Origin of the sequence: Brevibacterium antiquum CNRZ 918 (genome assembly GCF_900169145.1) — a bacterium.
Lineage (GTDB): Bacteria > Actinomycetota > Actinomycetes > Actinomycetales > Brevibacteriaceae > Brevibacterium > Brevibacterium koreense.
In genome coordinates this window covers 16,433-35,067 of sequence record NZ_FXZD01000014.1, presented here as the reverse complement: position 1 = coordinate 35,067, position 18,635 = coordinate 16,433, and the positions used below count along the sequence as shown (strand labels likewise).

31 protein-coding genes are annotated in these 18,635 nt (G+C 60.8%); 2 read left to right on the top strand and 29 right to left on the bottom strand.

Going from position 1 to position 18,635, the window contains the following annotated elements; all coding sequences use genetic code 11:
- Positions 1–29 precede the first annotated feature (29 nt).
- The 3 genes from infA to BANT918_RS17835 all read right to left on the bottom strand — a co-directional run bounded on the left by infA (position 30) and on the right by BANT918_RS17835 (position 1,748).
- Positions 30–251, bottom strand: coding sequence for a translation initiation factor IF-1 (gene infA, locus BANT918_RS15225; RefSeq protein WP_009884961.1), 222 nt, complete (start codon positions 249–251; stop codon positions 30–32).
- 274 nt (positions 252–525) lie between these two features.
- Positions 526–1,335, bottom strand: coding sequence for an MFS transporter (locus BANT918_RS17840; protein WP_233430535.1), 810 nt, complete (start codon positions 1,333–1,335; stop codon positions 526–528).
- Positions 1,296–1,748 carry a hypothetical protein gene (locus BANT918_RS17835; protein WP_233430534.1) on the bottom strand — a complete coding sequence of 151 codons (453 nt, stop codon included), beginning with the start codon at positions 1,746–1,748 and terminating at the stop codon, positions 1,296–1,298. Before BANT918_RS17835 ends, BANT918_RS17840 begins: the two co-directional genes overlap by 40 nt.
- 162 nt (positions 1,749–1,910) lie before the next feature.
- On the opposite strand from BANT918_RS17835, the gene BANT918_RS15215 reads away from it, so the two are divergent.
- Positions 1,911–3,056 carry a MalY/PatB family protein gene (locus BANT918_RS15215; protein WP_009884963.1) on the top strand — a complete coding sequence of 382 codons (1,146 nt, stop codon included), beginning with the start codon at positions 1,911–1,913 and terminating at the stop codon, positions 3,054–3,056.
- Between the two features lie 30 nt (positions 3,057–3,086).
- Here BANT918_RS15215 and BANT918_RS15210 read toward each other — a convergent pair whose 3' ends face one another.
- On the bottom strand, positions 3,087–3,695 hold the full coding sequence (locus BANT918_RS15210) for a PaaX family transcriptional regulator (protein ID WP_233430533.1): 609 nt from the start codon (positions 3,693–3,695) through the stop codon (positions 3,087–3,089).
- 3 nt (positions 3,696–3,698) lie between these two features.
- A complete protein-coding gene (locus BANT918_RS17830) occupies positions 3,699–3,971 on the bottom strand; it encodes a hypothetical protein (RefSeq protein ID WP_233430532.1) in 273 nt (90 codons plus the stop codon).
- A gap of 79 nt (positions 3,972–4,050) precedes the next feature.
- Between BANT918_RS17830 and BANT918_RS15205 the strand changes: the two genes are divergently transcribed.
- The gene (locus BANT918_RS15205) at positions 4,051–4,296 is read left to right on the top strand and encodes a hypothetical protein (protein WP_009884965.1); all 246 of its coding nucleotides are present in this window, start codon (positions 4,051–4,053) and stop codon (positions 4,294–4,296) included.
- A 39-nt stretch (positions 4,297–4,335) separates the two neighbouring features.
- Here the strand turns inward: BANT918_RS15205 and map are convergent, their stop codons facing one another.
- The 24 genes from map to tuf form a co-directional block, all read right to left on the bottom strand.
- Positions 4,336–5,172 (bottom strand): type I methionyl aminopeptidase, encoded by an 837-nt coding sequence (gene map / locus BANT918_RS15200; RefSeq protein WP_101621034.1) that lies wholly within the window; start codon positions 5,170–5,172, stop codon positions 4,336–4,338.
- Entirely contained in the window at positions 5,169–5,735 is a 567-nt protein-coding gene (locus BANT918_RS15195) for an adenylate kinase (RefSeq protein ID WP_101621033.1), read from the bottom strand. The genes map and BANT918_RS15195 overlap by 4 nt, the downstream gene beginning before the upstream one ends.
- A 43-nt stretch (positions 5,736–5,778) precedes the next feature.
- Entirely contained in the window at positions 5,779–7,080 is a 1,302-nt protein-coding gene (gene secY / locus BANT918_RS15190) for a preprotein translocase subunit SecY (protein WP_101621032.1), read from the bottom strand.
- A 278-nt stretch (positions 7,081–7,358) separates the two neighbouring features.
- Positions 7,359–7,811 carry a 50S ribosomal protein L15 gene (gene rplO / locus BANT918_RS15185; protein WP_101621031.1) on the bottom strand — a complete coding sequence of 151 codons (453 nt, stop codon included), beginning with the start codon at positions 7,809–7,811 and terminating at the stop codon, positions 7,359–7,361.
- A gap of 1 nt (position 7,812) precedes the next feature.
- Entirely contained in the window at positions 7,813–7,995 is a 183-nt protein-coding gene (gene rpmD / locus BANT918_RS15180; protein ID WP_101621030.1) for a 50S ribosomal protein L30, read from the bottom strand.
- Positions 7,995–8,687, bottom strand: a complete 693-nt coding sequence (gene rpsE / locus BANT918_RS15175; protein WP_233429497.1) for a 30S ribosomal protein S5 — start codon at positions 8,685–8,687, stop codon at positions 7,995–7,997. The genes rpmD and rpsE overlap by 1 nt, the downstream gene beginning before the upstream one ends.
- On the bottom strand, positions 8,684–9,064 hold the full coding sequence (rplR, locus tag BANT918_RS15170) for a 50S ribosomal protein L18 (protein WP_101621028.1): 381 nt from the start codon (positions 9,062–9,064) through the stop codon (positions 8,684–8,686). The genes rpsE and rplR overlap by 4 nt, the downstream gene beginning before the upstream one ends.
- Positions 9,065–9,066: 2 nt before the next feature.
- Positions 9,067–9,603 (bottom strand): 50S ribosomal protein L6, encoded by a 537-nt coding sequence (rplF, locus tag BANT918_RS15165; RefSeq protein WP_101621027.1) that lies wholly within the window; start codon positions 9,601–9,603, stop codon positions 9,067–9,069.
- 16 nt (positions 9,604–9,619) lie between these two features.
- The gene (rpsH, locus tag BANT918_RS15160; RefSeq protein ID WP_009883556.1) at positions 9,620–10,018 is read right to left on the bottom strand and encodes a 30S ribosomal protein S8; all 399 of its coding nucleotides are present in this window, start codon (positions 10,016–10,018) and stop codon (positions 9,620–9,622) included.
- 69 nt (positions 10,019–10,087) lie between these two features.
- Positions 10,088–10,657: a 50S ribosomal protein L5 gene (gene rplE / locus BANT918_RS15155; RefSeq protein ID WP_101621026.1), complete on the bottom strand. Its 570-nt coding sequence runs from the start codon at positions 10,655–10,657 to the stop codon at positions 10,088–10,090.
- Positions 10,657–11,025, bottom strand: a complete 369-nt coding sequence (gene rplX, locus BANT918_RS15150) for a 50S ribosomal protein L24 (protein ID WP_101621025.1) — start codon at positions 11,023–11,025, stop codon at positions 10,657–10,659. The genes rplE and rplX overlap by 1 nt, the downstream gene beginning before the upstream one ends.
- 2 nt (positions 11,026–11,027) lie before the next feature.
- Positions 11,028–11,396: a 50S ribosomal protein L14 gene (gene rplN, locus BANT918_RS15145; protein WP_009883559.1), complete on the bottom strand. Its 369-nt coding sequence runs from the start codon at positions 11,394–11,396 to the stop codon at positions 11,028–11,030.
- 144 nt (positions 11,397–11,540) lie between these two features.
- A complete protein-coding gene (rpsQ, locus tag BANT918_RS15140; protein WP_101574502.1) occupies positions 11,541–11,828 on the bottom strand; it encodes a 30S ribosomal protein S17 in 288 nt (95 codons plus the stop codon).
- Positions 11,828–12,079, bottom strand: coding sequence for a 50S ribosomal protein L29 (gene rpmC / locus BANT918_RS15135; protein WP_009883561.1), 252 nt, complete (start codon positions 12,077–12,079; stop codon positions 11,828–11,830). The genes rpsQ and rpmC overlap by 1 nt, the downstream gene beginning before the upstream one ends.
- A gap of 2 nt (positions 12,080–12,081) precedes the next feature.
- Positions 12,082–12,498, bottom strand: coding sequence for a 50S ribosomal protein L16 (gene rplP / locus BANT918_RS15130; protein ID WP_009883562.1), 417 nt, complete (start codon positions 12,496–12,498; stop codon positions 12,082–12,084).
- A 3-nt stretch (positions 12,499–12,501) separates the two neighbouring features.
- The gene (rpsC, locus tag BANT918_RS15125) at positions 12,502–13,323 is read right to left on the bottom strand and encodes a 30S ribosomal protein S3 (protein WP_009883563.1); all 822 of its coding nucleotides are present in this window, start codon (positions 13,321–13,323) and stop codon (positions 12,502–12,504) included.
- A complete protein-coding gene (gene rplV, locus BANT918_RS15120) occupies positions 13,323–13,709 on the bottom strand; it encodes a 50S ribosomal protein L22 (protein ID WP_101621024.1) in 387 nt (128 codons plus the stop codon). The genes rpsC and rplV overlap by 1 nt, the downstream gene beginning before the upstream one ends.
- 42 nt (positions 13,710–13,751) lie before the next feature.
- Entirely contained in the window at positions 13,752–14,033 is a 282-nt protein-coding gene (rpsS, locus tag BANT918_RS15115) for a 30S ribosomal protein S19 (protein WP_009883565.1), read from the bottom strand.
- Positions 14,034–14,048: 15 nt separating this feature from the next.
- Positions 14,049–14,885 carry a 50S ribosomal protein L2 gene (gene rplB, locus BANT918_RS15110; protein ID WP_101621023.1) on the bottom strand — a complete coding sequence of 279 codons (837 nt, stop codon included), beginning with the start codon at positions 14,883–14,885 and terminating at the stop codon, positions 14,049–14,051.
- Positions 14,886–14,915: 30 nt separating this feature from the next.
- Entirely contained in the window at positions 14,916–15,215 is a 300-nt protein-coding gene (gene rplW / locus BANT918_RS15105; RefSeq protein ID WP_101621022.1) for a 50S ribosomal protein L23, read from the bottom strand.
- Positions 15,212–15,865, bottom strand: coding sequence for a 50S ribosomal protein L4 (gene rplD / locus BANT918_RS15100; protein WP_101621021.1), 654 nt, complete (start codon positions 15,863–15,865; stop codon positions 15,212–15,214). The genes rplW and rplD overlap by 4 nt, the downstream gene beginning before the upstream one ends.
- Positions 15,866–15,870: 5 nt before the next feature.
- A complete protein-coding gene (gene rplC / locus BANT918_RS15095; protein WP_101621020.1) occupies positions 15,871–16,545 on the bottom strand; it encodes a 50S ribosomal protein L3 in 675 nt (224 codons plus the stop codon).
- Positions 16,546–16,556: 11 nt separating this feature from the next.
- Positions 16,557–16,865: a 30S ribosomal protein S10 gene (rpsJ, locus tag BANT918_RS15090; RefSeq protein WP_009379191.1), complete on the bottom strand. Its 309-nt coding sequence runs from the start codon at positions 16,863–16,865 to the stop codon at positions 16,557–16,559.
- 499 nt (positions 16,866–17,364) lie between these two features.
- The gene (tuf, locus tag BANT918_RS15085) at positions 17,365–18,558 is read right to left on the bottom strand and encodes an elongation factor Tu (protein ID WP_101621019.1); all 1,194 of its coding nucleotides are present in this window, start codon (positions 18,556–18,558) and stop codon (positions 17,365–17,367) included.
- Positions 18,559–18,635: the final 77 nt, after the last annotated feature.

Genomic DNA, 18,635 nt, shown 5'->3' with positions numbered 1-18,635 from the left:
CAGGGGCGGGTACGAATGATCGAAGATCCTTACTTGTAGCGGTAAACGATTCGTCCACGCGAGAGGTCGTATGGAGACAGCTCCACGATGACCCGGTCCTCGGGCAGGATTCGAATGTAGTGCTGTCGCATCTTCCCTGAGATATGCGCAAGCACCCTGTGTCCGTTGCTCAGCTCGACCCGGAACGATGCGTTCGGGAGGGCTTCGACAACAGAGCCTTCGATCTCAATGACCCCTTCTTTTTTGGCCATATCGTTCGCTAACCTCGTATTCCCGCGAAAACTTCGCGTTCGACGTAATCGTGTATCGTCGATTTACCCCGACGACCCCATGGTCTGCGTTTCACCCCACCACATGAAAAGTTGCGGATGGCAGATGCCGCCCACAACTGAAAAAGGGTGAGTTGAGTGAGAACAGACCAATCAACAACCCTACACTATCGTCGGATATTCTTCCACACGGTGCTGGATTCCCCGCGCGAACTCCCCTACAATCACCGCCACCATCGCCGAGGCTGGCCCGAGCTCACGTCGTATGCGCGGTGCCGTACCCCGCCCGGATGCTCGCAATGACGGCTACGGCAAGCACGACGAAGCCCATCAGGGTGATCGCGGCGAACCCGCCGATTGCCAGCAGTGGCCCCGACAGAGCCGCCAGCGCGGCAGCCCCGAAATTCATTCCCGCATCGGAGAGTCCTTGGACCGACATGCGATGGGTGGGGTCGATCTCCTTCGTCAGCAGGGTGGATCCGGCGATGAGGCACGCGCTCCATCCGAGTCCCAGAACGAAGAGGGCCACCGACAGCCGCAGGAACGAGGACTCCCCCAGCGCATCGATGAGCCCGAGGACCAGCGACAGCGCGAACAGCGCATGCCCACCGAGGATGACTCGTCCGGCGGAGTACTTGTCGGTGAGGTAGCCGAAGACGGGCGAAAGCCCGTACATGCCGAGGATATGACCGCCGATTGTGATGCCGATCAGTTCGAGGCCGAGTCCATGATGGTCCATGTGCAGCGGCGTCATCACCATGGTCGCGACCATGATCATGTGCCCGGTGACGACGCTCAGCAGTCCCATCAGTGCACTCGGGGATCGTCGGATGGCCTGCCAGGTGCCGCCTCGGCGCGGGGAGGTCGAGGAACTGTCCCGGGTGGCGGGGGTGAGCCGGCGCAGGAACAGCACACTGAGTAGAGCGAGGCCGAAGCCGGCGATGGCGATGACGAAGGGCCCGGCCAGAGGATCGAGCCCCAGGGCTCGCCCGATGCCGGCACCAGGGCCGGAGAGGTTGGGTCCGATCACGGAGCCGATGGTCGTGGCCCAGATGACGACGGACATGGCGGAGCCCTTGAGGTGGTCGGGAGCGGCATCGGTGGCCGCATAGCGTCCCTGCAGTCCCGCGGCCGTCGTGCGCCGAAGCAGCCCATGCCGATGAAGAAGGCGATGTCGATGCCAAGGAGGATGGCCGACACGATGAGAATGGCACCGCAGAGGGCGATCGCGTAGGCGCTGGCCAGTGCCAGTCTGCGGCTTCTGCGCTCGGCCAGCTTCGCCAGGGGAACCGCGAGGAGCCCCGCGCCGAGGATGGACGCAGTCTGCGCGAATCCGGCGAGTTCGGTCCGACCGGTCAGACGCTCGGCGAGGATCCCACCGACGGCGAACCCCGTGGCGATGCCGATGCCGGAGAAGAGCTGTGCCAGACTCAGCGCCCACTGGTTGCGCCGGAAGACAGAGTGCGATTGTGCTGGCATCCCGGCCTCCACATCTTCATGGGCTGTCATCGTGGCAGCGGCTCGTGCCGCCGGTTCCACTGTAGTCCGTGACCGTGCATGTCGGAACGGGCGCCACAACGGCTGCCTGCCCTGCTAGCGTGAAAACCGACAGTCGCACACCGGCCATCGAAGGAGCATCACGTGCAGAACCTGGATTCGATCACAGAAGAATCACTCATCGCCAAGGGCGGCCGGAAGTGGTCGAGCTTTCCGGGCAGCCTCGGCGCATTCATCGCCGAAATGGACTTCGGAGTCGCACCGGGTGTGCGTCAGGCACTGCGCGAAGTCGATGAGCGTGACCTCTACGGCTATGCACCGCAGTCGATCGTCTCCGACCTCAAGTCGGCCACCTCGGCGTTCTGTGCCGAACGCTACGGCTGGCAGTTCCCGACCGATCACGTCGAACTGGCCAGCGACGTCATCGCCAGCTTCCTGGGCATCCTCACACACCTGACCCCGGCAGACACCCCGATCGTCCTTCCGACCCCTGCCTACATGCCCTTCTTCGACGTCGCCAAGGTCACCGGGCGCGAGCTCTTCGAGGTGCCGATGATCCGCTCCGAGACCGGCTGGTCCGTCGACCTCGACGCCCTCGACTCGGCCCTGGTGCCGGGTGCCACTCTGGTGCTGTGCAATCCCCACAACCCGATCGGCAAGGTCTACACAGAAGCTGAGCTCTTGGCCCTCGCCGAGGTGGTCGAGCGCAATGGTGCGCGTGTGTTCTCCGATGAGATCCACGCACCCCTCGTCTATGCGCCGGCCCGTCACATCTCCTATGCGAGCCTGAATGAGACCACCGCGGGGCATACCGCCACCGCGACCGCCGCCTCCAAGGCATTCAACATCCCCGGACTCAAATGCGCGCAGCTCATCCTCAGCAGTGAGAAGGACAGAGAGATCTGGGCCGAGAAGGGAAACTTCGTCTCCGGCGCTGCATCGAATCCAGGCATTCTCGCCACCACGGCCGCCTACACCCAGTCCGGAGACTGGCTTGATGAGATCACTGCCTATCTCAAAGGCAATCGCGAACTGCTGACCGATCTGGTCTCCGCTCATCTGCCCAATGCCACATTCCTCCCGCCTGAGGGGACGTACCTGGCCTGGTTGGATCTGCGCGGATACGGTCTCGAGACCGGTCTGTCTCAGCACTTCAACGAACGTGCCCACGTCGCCATCACGGAAGGCCGACTGTGCGGCGAGGTCGGAGAGGGCCATATCCGCTTCAACTTCGCCCTCCCCCGCCCGCTCCTGACCGGAGCAATCGAACGCATCGCCTCTGCGCTCTGAGCTGAGGTCGCCGGCGTCTGCCAGCTTGTCTTATCTGTTCGGCAGCCATTCGATGAGGTCGAAGGCCGAACTGGCGCCTGCGCGCTCCAACAGCTGCTGATCGAACCTCAGGTAGTACTCCAGATTGCACCGGTCCATCAGCGTGCGAAAACGCAGAGCCGGCTGATCCGGTCCCACCAGCGCGGGCGGAAGTATCGGATGGGACATGACCGCCTGGGCGACCTGAAAGTAGATGTCGAAGAACTTCACCAGCGACATGTCCGGATGTCCGGCTCCCGGCTGTCTGTCGTTCAGGCTCAAGGCGGCAAGAGCATCCTCGAGGCGTGGCAGCTGCAGAGACGCCGCCTCCAGGTCGAAGGCCCGCGAGGTCATTCGTACGGCTGTCTCCTGGCTCTCGGGCCGTATCGTCGCAAATTCGCACCACCCCGGCTCGGCGACCTCGGGCAGCTGCGCGGAGAGCTCATAAGAGAGATCGGCGAAGGACAGCAGGAGGCCCGGGCGCAGCTGCCGATATCCGAGCATCCTGGCCACATATTGGAACCGGTCGCGCAGCATCCGCGAGGTCTCTGGAATCGAGTACAGGGCAGAATGGAAACAGCCATCGAACGTCGGCGCCTCCCGGTCACCCGCGATGTCCATGAATCAGGAGAGAATGCGTTCGCCTAACCGGTAGACCGTCACCCGACCGACCTTTTCACTGGTCAGAATGCTCCGGTGGACCATCCTCACCAGCTGATTGTGCACGCTTGAGGACGAATAGCCGTGTTCATCGAGGATCCCGACGATGACAGGACCCGGAAGTCCCTGCGCGCGGAGACAGCCGAAAGCAGAGATGACGTCAAAGGCGATCCGGGTCAGGCGATACCGATCGCCCACATCTGCCGAACGTTTCGTGTGATCGTGGACACCCGTCATGACCAGATCCTAACGTGAAATCACAACGATAGTGTTGAGACGGCCGCTGAAATCGGCCCCGAACACAAGGAGCAGCGTCATGGACGACGAGGCATACGAAACGAATCTACGAGTATTTCAGAGGGCACGGACCACCGCGGTCCTGACCGCATCGATCACAGCGTTCATCACCTTTGTGGCCTTCATGATCGCAGGTTTCGACATTCAGGTCACTGCAGCGTGGATGTTCGCGCTGAGCCTCATGTCAGGTTCGGCACTGTTCGTCATCATACACATCGTCACGACGAACGATCTCAAACGAACGCAGCGAACTCCACAACCGTGAACCGAACCATCGGCACGGCTGCCTGGTCGTTCTTCGGACTCAGGAGCCTGCCGGAGGGACTGGTGTGATTCCGAACGGTGCCAGTCCCGCCACTCCCCCATCCTCAGCAGTGAGTACCCAGACTCCCCCATCATGCTTGGCGACGCTGTGCTCCCAATGGCTCGCACGCGAACCATCCTCTGTCACGACGGTCCAGTCGTCTGCCAGGGTGATGGTCTCGCTGCTGCCGGCTGTGAGCATCGGCTCGATTGCCAGACACATTCCGGATTTGATCTTCGGTCCGTTCGACTTCGCACGATAGTTCAGCACCTCGGGCGGCATGTGCATGGCAGTGCCGATGCCGTGGCCGGTGAATTCCTCCACCAGCCCGAGTTCAGGAGCCTCGCTTGAGACATAATCGTCGATTGCGTCACCGATGTCGCTGACTTTGTTTCCGGCGGCGAACGCGGCGATGCCGACCCACATCGCCTTCTCCGTCGCCCGCGACAGCGCGATATCGGCGCTCGAGCCGGCGGAGTCGCCGCCGACGATCATGGTGAATGCCGAATCCCCATGGAAACCGTCGACGATGGCTCCGCCGTCGATCGACACGAGATCCCCGGCCTTGAGGACCTTGTCCCCAGGGATGCCGTGCACGATCTCCTCATTGACGGAGATGCACACGACGGCGGGGAAACCCTGGTAACCCTTGAAGTTGGACTGGGCCCCGGCCTCGGTGATGACAGCCTCGGCAGCCGCGTCCACCTCGGCGGTGGTTGCGTCTGGCACAGCCGCCTCACGGGCGGCTTTGAGCACTGCGCTCGTGAGCAGACCGGCCCGGCGCATCGTGACCAGCTGCTCGGGTGACTTCAGCTCGATCCGGGGACCGAAGATCATCGAATGGAGTCGAGGATCCGGTCGGTGATCTCGGCGACTTCGCCGAGGCCGTCCACTTGGCGCAGCAGACCGCGTTCGCGGTAGATGTCGGTCAGCGGCTGCGTCTGCTCGGCGTAGACGTCGAGACGGTGACGGATGACGTCTTCACTGTCATCACTGCGACCTTCAGTCTGCGCACGCGCCAGCAGCCGGGCGACGACCTCATCGATGTCAGCAGTGAGCTCGACGACCTGCTCGATCTCATGGCCCTGGGCGTCGAGGATCCGGTCGAGTTCATCCACCTGCGCACTGGTGCGCGGGTAACCGTCGAGGAGGAACCCCTCAGCGGCGTCCTCCTGGCCCAGACGATCGGCGACCATCGAATTGGTCACCTCATCGGGGACGTACTCTCCAGCGTCCATATACCGCTTGGCAAGGTTGCCGAGTTCGGTCTCGCCCTTCACGTTGGCACGGAAGATGTCGCCGGTCGAGATGGCCGGGACGTTCAGCGCCTCAGACAGGCGCGCGGCCTGGGTGCCTTTGCCGGCGCCGGGAGGGCCGATCAGGATGATGCGTGAGCTCATAAGGTGTGTGTCCTTCCAATAGATTTCCGCGGGTCGGGAACGGTCAGCGCAGCAGGCCCTCGTAATGACGCTGCTGCATCTGTGCGTCGATCTGCTTGACGGTCTCGAGGCCGACTCCCACCACAATCAGCAGCGAGGTGCCGCCGAACGGGAAGTTCTGGTTCGCGTTGATGAGCACGAGCGCGATCAGTGGGATCAGCGCGATGAAGGCCAGGTAGAGCGAGCCCGGGAAGTTGATACGACTGAGCACGAAGCTCAGGTAGTCGGCTGTGGGTCGTCCGGCACGAATGCCGGGGACGAAGCCGCCGTACTTCTTCATGTTGTCCGCGACTTCCTCCGGGTTGAAGGTGATCGCGACGTAGAAGTATGCGAAGAAGATCGTCAGCAGTGCGTAGGTGGCGATGTAGATCGGGTGGTCCCCGCGTGTGAAGTAGGTGTTGATCCACTCCACCCACTTGCTCTCCGGATCGAAGAACTGCGAGATCAGGCTGGGCAGGTAGAGAACCGAGGATGCGAAGATCACGGGGATCACGCCGGCCATGTTGACCTTGATCGGGATGTAGGTCGAGGTTCCGCCGAACATCCGGCGTCCGACCATGCGCTTGGCGTACTGGACCGGAATGCGTCGCTGGGACTGCTCGACGAAGACGACGAGTGCCACGAGCACGAGTCCGACTGCGATGACGATGAGGAAGATGTCGACACCCTGCTCGCGGAAGATGGCTCCCAGCGAGGAGGGGAACGCCGATGCCACGGAGGTGAAGATGAGCAGCGACATACCGTTGCCGACACCGTGCTCGGTGATCTGCTCGCCGAGCCACATGATCAGGCCGGTGCCGGCCACCAAAGTGACGACGAGCACGGAGATGCCCCACCAGGAGTCATTGGTGATCAGGTCGTTGCAGCCTTCGATGCCGCCGAAGAGGGCACCCGAACGTACGGTGGCCACGAGGGTCGTTGCATTGAGCACGGCCAGCCCGATAGTCAGGTAGCGGGTGTACTGAGTCAGTTTCGCCTGTCCTGAGGCGCCCTCTTTGTGCAGCGACTCGAAGCGCGGAATGACCACGCGCAGGAGTTGGACGATGATGCTGGCGGTGATGTAGGGCATGATGCCCAGAGCGAAGATAGACAGCTGGAGCAGTGCGCCACCGCTGAACAGGTTGATCATTGCGAACCCGCCCTCATTCAGCTGCGGGGACGCCACGCATTGTTGAACCTGGGTGTAATCGATTCCCGGCGAGGGAATGAACGAACCGAGGCGGAAGATGACAAGAATGCCCAGGGTGAAGAGGAGTTTGTTCCTCAGGTCGGGCGTTCTGAAGGCCCTCCGAATTGCGCCGATCAAGCGTCCTCCTCATTGGGGGATGAAAAAGTCAGGGTCGCAGACACGACCTGGCGAATGAGACAAATACCTGCAAAAGACTACCAGGGTATGACCCTCAGGCTGAAACCGAGAGGCCGCTTGGATCCACGTCAGGCCCATCCTCGCTGAGACTGTGTCGCTACGGACTCAGCATCGTCTTGGCGCAGGTCATAGGCTTGAGAGACCGGAGACGACGAAGGGGCGGTCACATAGTGACCGCCCCTTCCCGAGAAACCTCAGACCCGCTGTGCGGGTGCTGTTCAGGCTTCGCTGACGCTTCCGCCTGCAGCCATGATCTTCTCGAGTGCTGAACCCGAGACCTTGTCTGCAGTGATGTTCAGAGCAACGGTGATCTCACCGGTGCCCAGAACCTTCACGGGCTGCTTTGGACGCACGGCGCCCTTGGCCACCAGATCGGCGACAGTGACGTCGCCGCCTTCTGGGTACAAGGCCGACAGCTTGTCAAGGTTGACAACCTGGAACGTCACCTTTGCGGGGTTCTTGAACCCGCGCAGTTTAGGCAGACGCATGTGCATCGGAGTCTGTCCACCCTCGAAGCCGTGAGGAACCTGGTAGCGGGCACGTGTGCCCTTGGTTCCGCGTCCGGCTGTCTTGCCCTTCGAAGCTTCACCACGACCGACACGGGTCTTGGCGGTTTTTGCTCCTGGAGCAGGACGGAGATCGTGGACCTTGAGTGAGTCATCGTTCGACATATCAATCCACCTCTTCCACAGTCACGAGGTGACGCACGACATTGATCATTCCGCGAATTTCCGGACGATCTTCGCACACCACCACATCGTCGATCCGCTTCAGTCCAAGCGAACGCAGCGAGTCACGCTGGTTCGGCTTGCCACCGATTTCGGATTTGCGCTGGGTTACCTTGAGTTTTGCCATCAGGATTTCCCCTCGCCTTCAGCAGCCGCCCGCAGCAATGCGTGAGGGGCGACCTCGTCCACCGGTAAGCCGCGGCGTGCCGCGACCTGCTCTGGGCGTTCGAGGCTCTGGAGGGCCTTGATCGCCGCGCGAACGATATTGATTGCGTTGGCCGACCCCAGCGACTTGGACAGGATGTCCTGAACGCCAGCAGCATCGAGTACCGCACGGACCGGGCCACCGGCGATGACGCCGGTACCGGGAGCGGCAGGACGCAGCATGACAACACCGGCAGCGGTTTCACCCTGGATCGGGTGCGGAATGGTCTTCTGGATGCGTGGGACGCGGAAGAAGCTCTTCTTCGCCTCCTCGACACCCTTGGCAATGGCTGCAGGAACTTCCTTAGCCTTGCCGTATCCCATGCCGACCATGCCGTCTCCGTCACCGACGACGACGAGTGCGGTGAAGGAGAAACGACGTCCGCCCTTGACCACCTTCGACACGCGGTTGATCGTGACGACGTGCTCGATGAACTGGCTCTTCTCTTCGCGGTCACCGCGACCGCCGCGTCCACGGCCTTCGCCGCGTCCACGACCCTGGCCGCCCTGACCACCCTGACCGGCCTGACCGCGACCACGTGAGGAGCGATCACTGTTGCCATCGGTACGGGTTTCAGCAGCTGGCTGCTGTTCCTTGTTCTCTTCAGTGCTCATAGGGCCAATCCTCCTTCACGTGCACCTTCGGCGATTGCCTGCACACGGCCGTGGTAGGCATTGCCGCCACGGTCGAACACGACGGCTTCGATACCGGCTTCTTTGGCGCGCTGCGCTACCAGCTCACCGACCTTGTGGGCCTTGCCGGTCTTGTCACCCTCGAATGTGCGCAGGTCGGCTTCCATGGTGGAGGCCGATGCCAAGGTATTACCGACGGTGTCGTCGATCACCTGGACAAAGACGTGGCGCGTGGAGCGAGTCACTGACAGGCGAGGACGTTCCGGCGTACCGCTGACATGCTTGCGCAGACGAGCGTGACGACGTTTGCGGGCCGCAGCCCTGCCCTTGCCGTAGCTTTCCTTTTTGCCAAAGGCCATCTCTACTTACCAGCCTTTCCGACCTTGCGACGGACATTTTCTCCGACATAGCGGACACCCTTACCCTTGTAGGGTTCAGGCTTGCGCAGCTTCCGGATGTTGGCAGCGGTCTCTCCGACCAGCTGCTTGTCGATGCCGTGAACTGCCAGTTTGGTCTGTCCGTCGACCGTGAAGGAGATTCCCTCAGGGGGTTCGACGGTGATCGAGTGGCTGTAGCCCAGAGCGAACTCGAGGTTCGATCCCTTGGCCTGCACGCGGTAACCGGTGCCGACGATTTCGAGAGCCTTTGAGTAGCCCTCGGTCACACCGACGATCATGTTGTTGATCATCGTGCGGGACAGTCCGTGCAGCGAACGCGATTCGCGCTCCTCATTCGGACGGGCCACTGTCACGACGCCTTCGTCGAGCGATACGGTGATCGGCTCGGCGATGGAGACGGACAGATCGCCCTTCGGTCCCTTGACGGCGACATCCTGGCCATCGATTTTGACCTCTACGCCATTCGGGACGGAGATCGGGTTCTTGCCAATACGTGACATATTCTTCTCTCCTTCCTTACCAGACGTAGGCGAGGACTTCCCCACCCACACCCTTCTTGGCGGCCTGACGATCGGTCAGGAGGCCTGACGAGGTCGACAGAATGGCGATGCCGAGTCCACCGAGGACCTTAGGCAAGTTGGTCGACTTCGCGTAAACGCGCAGCCCGGGCTTCGACACACGGCGCAGGCCGGCGATCGAGCGCTCCCGGTTGGGACCGAACTTGAGGTCCATAAGCAGGGTCTTACCGACCTGAGCGTCTTCGACGCTCCAACCGGTGATGTAGCCCTCGCTCTTGAGGATCTCAGCGATGTTGGATTTCAGCTTCGAGAACGGCATGCTGACGTCCTCGTGATAAGCCGAGTTGGCGTTCCGCAGACGTGTCAACATGTCTGCGACTGGATCAGTCATTGTCATTTGGGCTCTAGCCCTTCCTCGTTACGGTTTCCGCCCACACACTGTGTGCTTGGACCTGCAACGTAGCGATTATTTGGTCTTGAACGGGAACCCGAGGTGGCGCAGAAGTGCACGTCCCTCGTCGTCGGTGTTCGCTGTAGTCACAACTGTGATATCCATACCTCGGACGCGGTCGATCCGGTCCTGATCGATCTCGTGGAACATCGACTGCTCCGTGAGACCGAAGGTGTAGTTACCGTTCCCGTCGAACTGACGATCCGAGAGGCCGCGGAAGTCGCGGATTCGCGGAAGCGCCAGAGAGATGACACGGTCGACGAATTCCCACATACGGGTTCCACGCATGGTGACGTGGGCTCCAATGGGCTGACCTTCGCGCAACTTGAACTGGGCGATAGACTTCCTCGCCCGAGTCACGATCGGCTTCTGACCGGTGATCAGAGTCAAATCGTTGATTGCGCCTTCGATCAGCTTCGAATCGCGTGCTGCGTCACCCACACCCATGTTCACGACGACCTTGGTCAGACCGGGAACCTGCATGGGGTTTGTGTAGTTGAACTCGTCCTGCAGCTTGGCCACGATGTCATCGCGGTAAACCTGCTTAAGGCGTGGCGCTGGACGGCTCGTTGTTGTTTCCGTCATCAGATCTCCTCCCCGGTGCGACGCGAGACGCGGACACGAACGGTCTTATCGCGACCATCGCGTTCCACAGTTTCCTCGCGGTATCCGACGCGGGTGGGCTTGTTGTCCTTAGGATCAACGAGCGCCACGTTGGACACGTGGATTGGGGCTTCGTGAGTCTCACGGCCACCGGCAGTGCCGCCGGCCTGAGTCTGCGTTGCCTTCTTGTGCTTGATCACGCGGTTGATGCCCTCAACGAGGACGCGGTTGCGTTCCGGGTACACGGCAAGAACCTTGCCCTGCTTCCCACGATCGCCACCCCGTGACTGACGGGCGCCTGCAATCACCTGGACGAGGTCGCCCTTCTTGATCTTGAGCTTGTTCGCCATGCTCACAACACCTCCGGTGCCAGGGAGACGATCTTCATGAACTTCTTGTCGCGCAATTCGCGCCCCACGGGTCCGAAGATACGGGTTCCGCGTGGTTCGCCATCAGTCTTGAGAATGACTGCTGCATTCTCGTCGAACTTGATGTACGAACCATCGGGACGACGGCGTTCCTTGGCGGTGCGAACGATGACAGCCTTGACGACGTCACCCTTCTTCACGTTTCCACCAGGAATTGCGTCTTTGACGGTTGCCACGATGGTGTCACCGATCGAGGCGTAACGCCGACCGGAACCACCCAGAATCCTGATTGCCAGGATCTGCTTGGCACCAGTGTTGTCGGCGACCTTGAGTCGCGACTCTTGCTGAATCACTATTTTCTCCTGTCGTCGCGCCGGTTCTCACACGATTGGATGAGCCTTGCGGAACGGATTAATGACATTTCACCCCGTTCCCGGTAGCCGCCCACGATCTGCTGGAGATCGTGGGCGGGACCGGGTGGGAGGGGCGGCGTCAGCTTACTTGGCGCGTTCGATGATCTCGACGAGCCGCCAACGCTTCGCGGACGAAACCGGCCGCGTTTCGGACACGAGGACAAGGTCGCCGACACCAGCGGCGTTCTCCTCATCGTGAACCTTGTACTTCACCGACTGGCGAAGAACTTTGCCGTAGAGGCGGTGCGTCTTGCGCTCCTCCACCTCGACGACAATGGTCTTCTCCATTTTATCGGAAACAACGTAACCACGCGCGGTCTTGCGGGAGTTACGGTCCGCAGGCGTTGCCTCGGGCTTGGTGGTCTCCGCCATCACTTGTCCTCTTCCTTAGCGTCAGCGGGGTTCGGACGAATGTCCAATTCCCGCTCATTGAGCACGGTGTAGATACGAGCGATGTCGCGACGCACGGCTTTGAGCCGACCGTGGCTCTCCAGCTGGCCAGTGGCCGACTGGAAGCGCAGGTTGAACAGCTCGGCCTTAGCCTTCTTGAGCTCCTCGAGCAGACGCTCGTTGTCATAACCGTCAAGTGCGTCCATGGAAAGGTTCTTCGAACCGATTGCCATACTCACTCACCACCTTCGCGGGCCACAATACGGGCCTTGAGCGGAAGCTTGTGGATCGCGAGACGCAGCGCCTCGCGAGCAACTTCCTCGGACACACCGGCGAGTTCAAACATGACCCGACCCGGCTTGACATTGGCGACCCACCACTCAGGCGAACCCTTACCGGAACCCATGCGGGTCTCGGCAGGCTTCTTCGTCAGCGGTCGATCTGGGTAGATGTTGATCCACACCTTGCCACCACGCTTGATGTAGCGCGTCATGGCAATACGTGCGGCTTCGATCTGCCGGTTGGTGATGTAGGCGGGCTCTGTGGCCTGGATGCCGTAGTCACCGAAAGACACCTTGGTGCCGCCCTTTGCTGCGCCGCCCCGCTTGGGGTGGTGCTGCTTGCGGTATTTCACCCGACGAGGGATCAGCATGTGTCAGCCCTCCGATCCGGCCTCAGCCGCAGGGGCTTCGGCGTTGTTCTCGGTCTTCGGCGCTGCGTCGTTCCGGCGCGGTGCTGCTGCGCCTTCCTGACCACGACCACGGCCGCCACGGCCGCGCCCACGGCCCTTGGGGCCACGAGCTGCAGGAGCCTTCGCCTGCTCGGCAGCAAGCTCCTTGTCGGTCATATCGCCCTTGTAGATCCACACCTTGACGCCGATGCGCCCGAATGTGGTGTGCGCTTCGTGGAAGCCGTAATCGATGTTCGCACGCAGGGTGTGCAGAGGCACACGACCTTCGCGGTAGAACTCGGAACGGCTCATTTCAGCACCGCCGAGGCGGCCGGAGCACTGCACGCGGATACCCTTGGCACCTGCACGCTGAGCACTCTGGATCGACTTGCGCATCGCGCGGCGGAAGGCCACGCGGCTCGCAAGCTGCTCGGCAACTCCCTGAGCAACGAGCTGCGCGTCGATCTCAGCGTTCTTCACCTCAAGGATGTTGAGCTGAATCTGCTTGCCGGTGAGCTTTTCGAGCTGACCGCGAATGCGATCGGCTTCGGCTCCGCGACGCCCAATGACAATGCCCGGGCGGGCAGTGTGGATGTCGACTCGGACACGATCACGTGTGCGTTCGATGTTCACCTTGGAGATGCCAGCGCGCTCAAGGCCCTTGGTCATCATCTGTCGGATCTTCACATCTTCGAGCACGTAGTCGCTGTAGCGCTGTCCCGGCTTAGTCGAGTCAGCAAACCACTTTGACTTGTGATCCGTGGTAATTCCGAGTCGGAATCCGTTCGGATTGATTTTCTGGCCCATTAACGGTTCCCCTTCCGGCTCTTGCGCTGAGGCAGGTCGTCACCGCTGGCCAGGACCACTGAAATGTGGCTTGTGCGCTTTTCAATGCGAAAAGCGCGACCCTGAGCTCGCGGGCGGAACCGCTTCATGGTTGGTCCCTCGTCCACGAATGCTTCGGAGATGACCAGTTCGTTCTCGTCGAACGCAATGCCCTCCTCGTCGGCCCGGACACGCGCATTGGCGATACCGGAGGCAACGAGCTTGTAAATCGGATCTGATGCCGACTGTTCTGCAAACTTCAACACTGCAAGTGCTTCGGTCGCCTGCTGACCACGAATGAGGTCGATGACGCGCCGAGCCTTGCGAGGCGTGACGCGCAGGTAACGCGCCTTAGCCTTGGCTTCCATCGCTTCCTTCTCTCTTGTCTAGGATCGTAAGAGTGCCCCGCGTCAGCGGCGGCGACCCTTGCGATCGTCCTTTTCGTGGCCACGGAACGTCCGTGTCTGTGCGAACTCGCCAAGCTTATGTCCGACCATGGCTTCAGTGATGAAGACTGGAACATGCTTGCGTCCGTCATGTACTGCGATGGTGTGTCCCAGGAAGTCCGGGATGATCATCGAGCGACGAGACCATGTCTTGATTACGTTTTTAGAGTTCTTCTCGTTCTGACGAGCCACCTTCTGGTACAGGTGTTCATCGACGAAAGGACCCTTTTTGAGGCTACGAGGCATAAGTCAGTACTCCAATCAGCGCTTCTTGCCGGTCCGGCGACGGCGCACGATGTACTTGTCGCTCTCTTTGTTCGGCCGGCGTGTGCGGCCTTCTGACTGACCCCACGGGCTGACTGGGTGACGACCACCCGAAGTACGGCCCTCGCCACCACCATGTGGGTGATCGATCGGGTTCATTACGACACCACGGACGGATGGGCGCTTGCCCTTCCAACGCATGCGGCCTGCTTTACCCCAGCTGATGTTCGACTGCTCGGCATTGCCTACCTCGCCGATCGTCGCACGGCAGCGCGCATCAACATTGCGGATTTCGCCCGAAGGCATCCGCAGCTGAGCGAACCGGCCGTACTTCGCTACAAGCTGCACGGACGAACCGGCAGAGCGAGCGATCTTGGCACCGCCGCCTGGACGCATTTCAACTGCGTGCAGAACGGTACCGACTGGAATGTTGCGCAGGGCAAGGTTGTTGCCCGCCTTGATGTCTGCACCCAGACCGGCTTCAACCTGTGCGCCCTGCTTAAGGTTCTGCGGGGCGAGGATGTAGCGCTTCTCGCCATCTGCATAATGCAGAAGAGCGATCCGCGCAGTGCGGTTCGGGTCATATTCGATGTGTGCGACCTTCGCCGGTACGCCATCTTTGTCATGGCGGCGGAAGTCGATGACACGGTACTGACGCTTGTGGCCGCCGCCCTGATGGCGAGTGGTCACGCGTCCCTGGCTGTTGCGGCCACCGCGCTTAGGCAGTGGGCGCAGAAGTGACTTCTCCGGTGTAGACCGGGTCACTTCGACGAAGTCGGCGACCGATGAGCCACGACGGCCCGGGGTCGTCGGCTTGTGCTTACGGATTCCCATGAGTCTTGTCCTTCTTTTACGAAGGATCGCTTAGAGCGATCCACCGAAGATGTCGATCGATCCGTCCTTGAGGGCGACAATGGCACGCTTGGTGTCCTTGCGCTTACCCCAACCGGTACGAGTGCGGCGGCGCTTACCCTGACGATTCAGGGTGTTGACCTTGGCAACCTGCACATTGAAGATCGATTCAATGGCGTTCTTGATCTCAGTCTTGTTCGACCCCTGATCGACGATGAAGGTGTACTTTCCCTCGTCCATCAGGCTGTAGGTCTTTTCCGAGACGACCGGAGCGACGATGACGTCGCGAGGGTCCTTGAAGTTCAGACTCATGATGCGTCCTCCGATTTGCGGTAGCCGCCCAGGAACGTCTCCAGCGCTGCCTCGGTGAACACGACGTCATCGGCGATCAGCACATCATATGTGTTGAGCTGATCGGAGGTGAGCACGTGAACGTGAGGCAGGTTGCGAACGCTGCGCTCGGTGAGCTCATCGTCACGGTCGAGCACCACGAGGGTGTTCTTGCGATCGGAGAGGCCGGCCAGAGCGAGCTTCGCCTGCTTGGTCGACGGTGCTTCGCCGGTGATCAGGTTCTTCACAACGAAGATCTGATCGAGACGTGCACGATCCGAGAGAGCGCCACGCAGAGCAGCAGCCTTCATCTTCTTGGGGGTCCGCTGCGAGTAATCGCGTGGAACCGGCCCGTGCACGACTCCACCACCGTTGTACTGAGGAGCACGGATCGAACCCTGACGGGCGTTACCGGTACCCTTCTGGCGGTAGGGCTTGCGACCGCCACCGCGTACTTCGGAGCGGGTCTTTGTCTTGTGTGTACCCTGACGGGCTGCTGCCAACTGTGCGACAACAACCTGGTGAATCAACGGCACATTGGTCTGCACGCCGAAGATCTCGGCTGGCAGGTCAACGGATCCGGTCTTCGCACCAGCGGCATCGACAACGTCGACTGTCTTGACATCAGTCATTACGTTCAGGCCTCCTTCGCGGCCGAGCGAACGAGAACGACTGCACCCTTGGGACCAGGTACGGCACCCTTGATGAGCAGGAAGTTGTTCTCGGTGTCCACGGCGTGGATCGTGAGGTTCTGGGTGGTGTGCTTGACTGCACCCATACGGCCGGCCATGCGCATACCCTTGAACACGCGACCAGGGGTCGCGGCTCCGCCGATTGAACCCGGCTTGCGGTGGTTGCGGTGCGAACCGTGGGAGGCGCCGACGCCGTGGAAGCCATGACGCTTCATGACACCGGCGGTACCCTTACCCTTGGTCTTTGCGGTCACATCGACCTTGATCCCGGCGTCGAACGTGTCGACTCCGAGTTCCTGACCCAGTGCGTAGTCAGCAGCATCTGCGGTGCGCAGCTCGACAAGGTGACGGCGTGGAGTCACGCCGGCCTTCTCGAAGTGGCCTGCAGTGGGCTTGTTGACCTTGCGAGGATCGATCTCGCCGAACGCAATCTGCAGTGCGGGGTAACCGTCGGTTTCCTCGTTGCGGATCTGTGTCACGACGTTGCTGCCGGCGGCCACTACGGTCACCGGTACGAGATTGTTCTGCTCATCCCAAACCTGAGTCATGCCCAGCTTGGTTCCCAGAAGGCCTTTGACCTTGCGGGTGGTAGGGAGAGCTGATGAACGATTGTTCGCCATGTCTGCCTCCCTTAGAGCTTGATCTCGATGTTGACGTCGTCAGCGAGGTCGAGACGCATCAGCGAATCGACTGCCTTCGGCGTCGGATCGACGATGTCGATCAGACGCTTGTGCGTGCGCATTTCGAAATGCTCACGGCTGTCCTTGTACTTGTGTGGCGAACGGATGACGCAGTACACGTTCTTTTCCGTTGGCAACGGCACGGGGCCCACAACAGTCGCACCTGCGCGAGTGACGGTGTCCACGATCTTTCGTGCAGCACTGTCAATCACAGCATGGTCGTACGACTTGAGCCGAATGCGGATCTTCTGTCCCGCCATGGCGTCGTCTCTTTCTTTAGTTACTTCCGGCCATCAACCATCAGTCGATCGAAATCGCCTGTGGTCTGTGCCGGCTGACCATGACCGACCCCCGAGGTCGGGCGTGTCGGCTAATCCTGGCGGAGAATCTTAAGGTTCTCATTCAGGGCCGACGGCGCTTTTACTCATTGGCTGCTCGGTCCGAACCCGCTTTCAAGCAGATTCATCGATCCGATAGTGTTCCGGACTGTTCGCGGTATCGCTACCGCAGTGCAGGGGTCAACGTCCAAAACGCAACTTCACTATCTTGTCATAGAGCACTTCATCGGCGCAATTCCAGGCATCCGTCTTGTGAGCCATTTCATGATGGTCTGGCGCCGCGCGTCGGTTGCATCGCGTGCCGAGGCGGTGCCTCTTTGTGAATGCACGGAACCCCGGTCCAATGGGCCGGGGTTCCGAATCGATCGTTCAGGACCGAAGTCCCGAACTCAAGGCATCAGCCTCGATGACCGATGGTATATCAGGCGGTGATCTTGGTGACTCGACCAGCGCCGACGGTGCGTCCACCCTCGCGGATAGCGAAGCGGAGGCCCTCTTCCATAGCGATCGGCTGGATCAGCTCGACCGACATGTCGGTGTTGTCGCCGGGCATGACCATCTCGGTGCCCTCAGGCAGCGTGATGACGCCGGTGACGTCCGTGGTGCGGAAGTAGAACTGAGGACGGTAGTTCGAGTAGAACGGGTTGTGACGTCCACCCTCGTCCTTGCTCAGGATGTAGACCTGGCCCTCAAAGTTGGTGTGAGGTGTGATCGATCCTGGCTTGCAGATGACCTGTCCGCGCTCCACATCTTCGCGCTTCGTTCCACGCAGGAGCAGTCCGACGTTCTCGCCTGCACGTGCGTCAGGCAGAGTCTTGCGGAACATCTCGATTGCGGTGACGGTCGTCTTGGACGACTTCTCCTTGATGCCAACGATTTCAATGTCATCGTTGGGCAGCAGGACGCCGCGCTCCACACGACCGGTGACGACGGTTCCACGACCGGTGATCGTGAAGACGTCTTCCACAGGCATGAGGAAGGGCTTGTCGATGTCGCGCTCCGGCTCGGGAACGTTATCATCCACGGCCTGCATGAGATCTTCGACGCTCTTGACCCACTTCTCGTCGCCTTCCAGCGCCTTGAGAGCGGACACAGGGATGACGGGAGCGTTGTCGCCGTCAAAGTCCTGGCTCGAGAGCAGATCGCGCACCTCGAAGTCGACGAGCTCAATGAGCTCCTCGTCATCGACCATGTCGGACTTGTTCAGCGCGACGACGATGTAGGGCACACCAACCTGACGCGCGAGCAGGACGTGCTCACGAGTCTGCGGCATCGGACCGTCGGTGGCGGCAACCACGAGGATTGCGCCGTCCATCTGGGCAGCACCGGTAATCATGTTCTTGATGTAGTCGGCGTGACCAGGGGCATCGACGTGAGCGTAGTGACGCTTCTCGGTCTGGTATTCAACGTGAGAGACGTTGATGGTGATGCCGCGCTCCTTCTCCTCAGGTGCGTTATCCACCTGGTCGAAGGCGCGAGCCTCATTGAGATCTGGGTACTTGTCCGCCAACACCTTGGTGATTGCGGCGGTCAAGGTGGTCTTTCCGTGGTCAACGTGGCCGATGGTGCCAATGTTGACGTGCGGCTTAGTCCTATCGAAACTAGCCTTTGCCACTGGGTTCCTCCTCGTGGTTGGCAAAAGATATGCGGTTCATATCTTAGACCTTTGTTGGTTATCTTTCATTTCGGTGA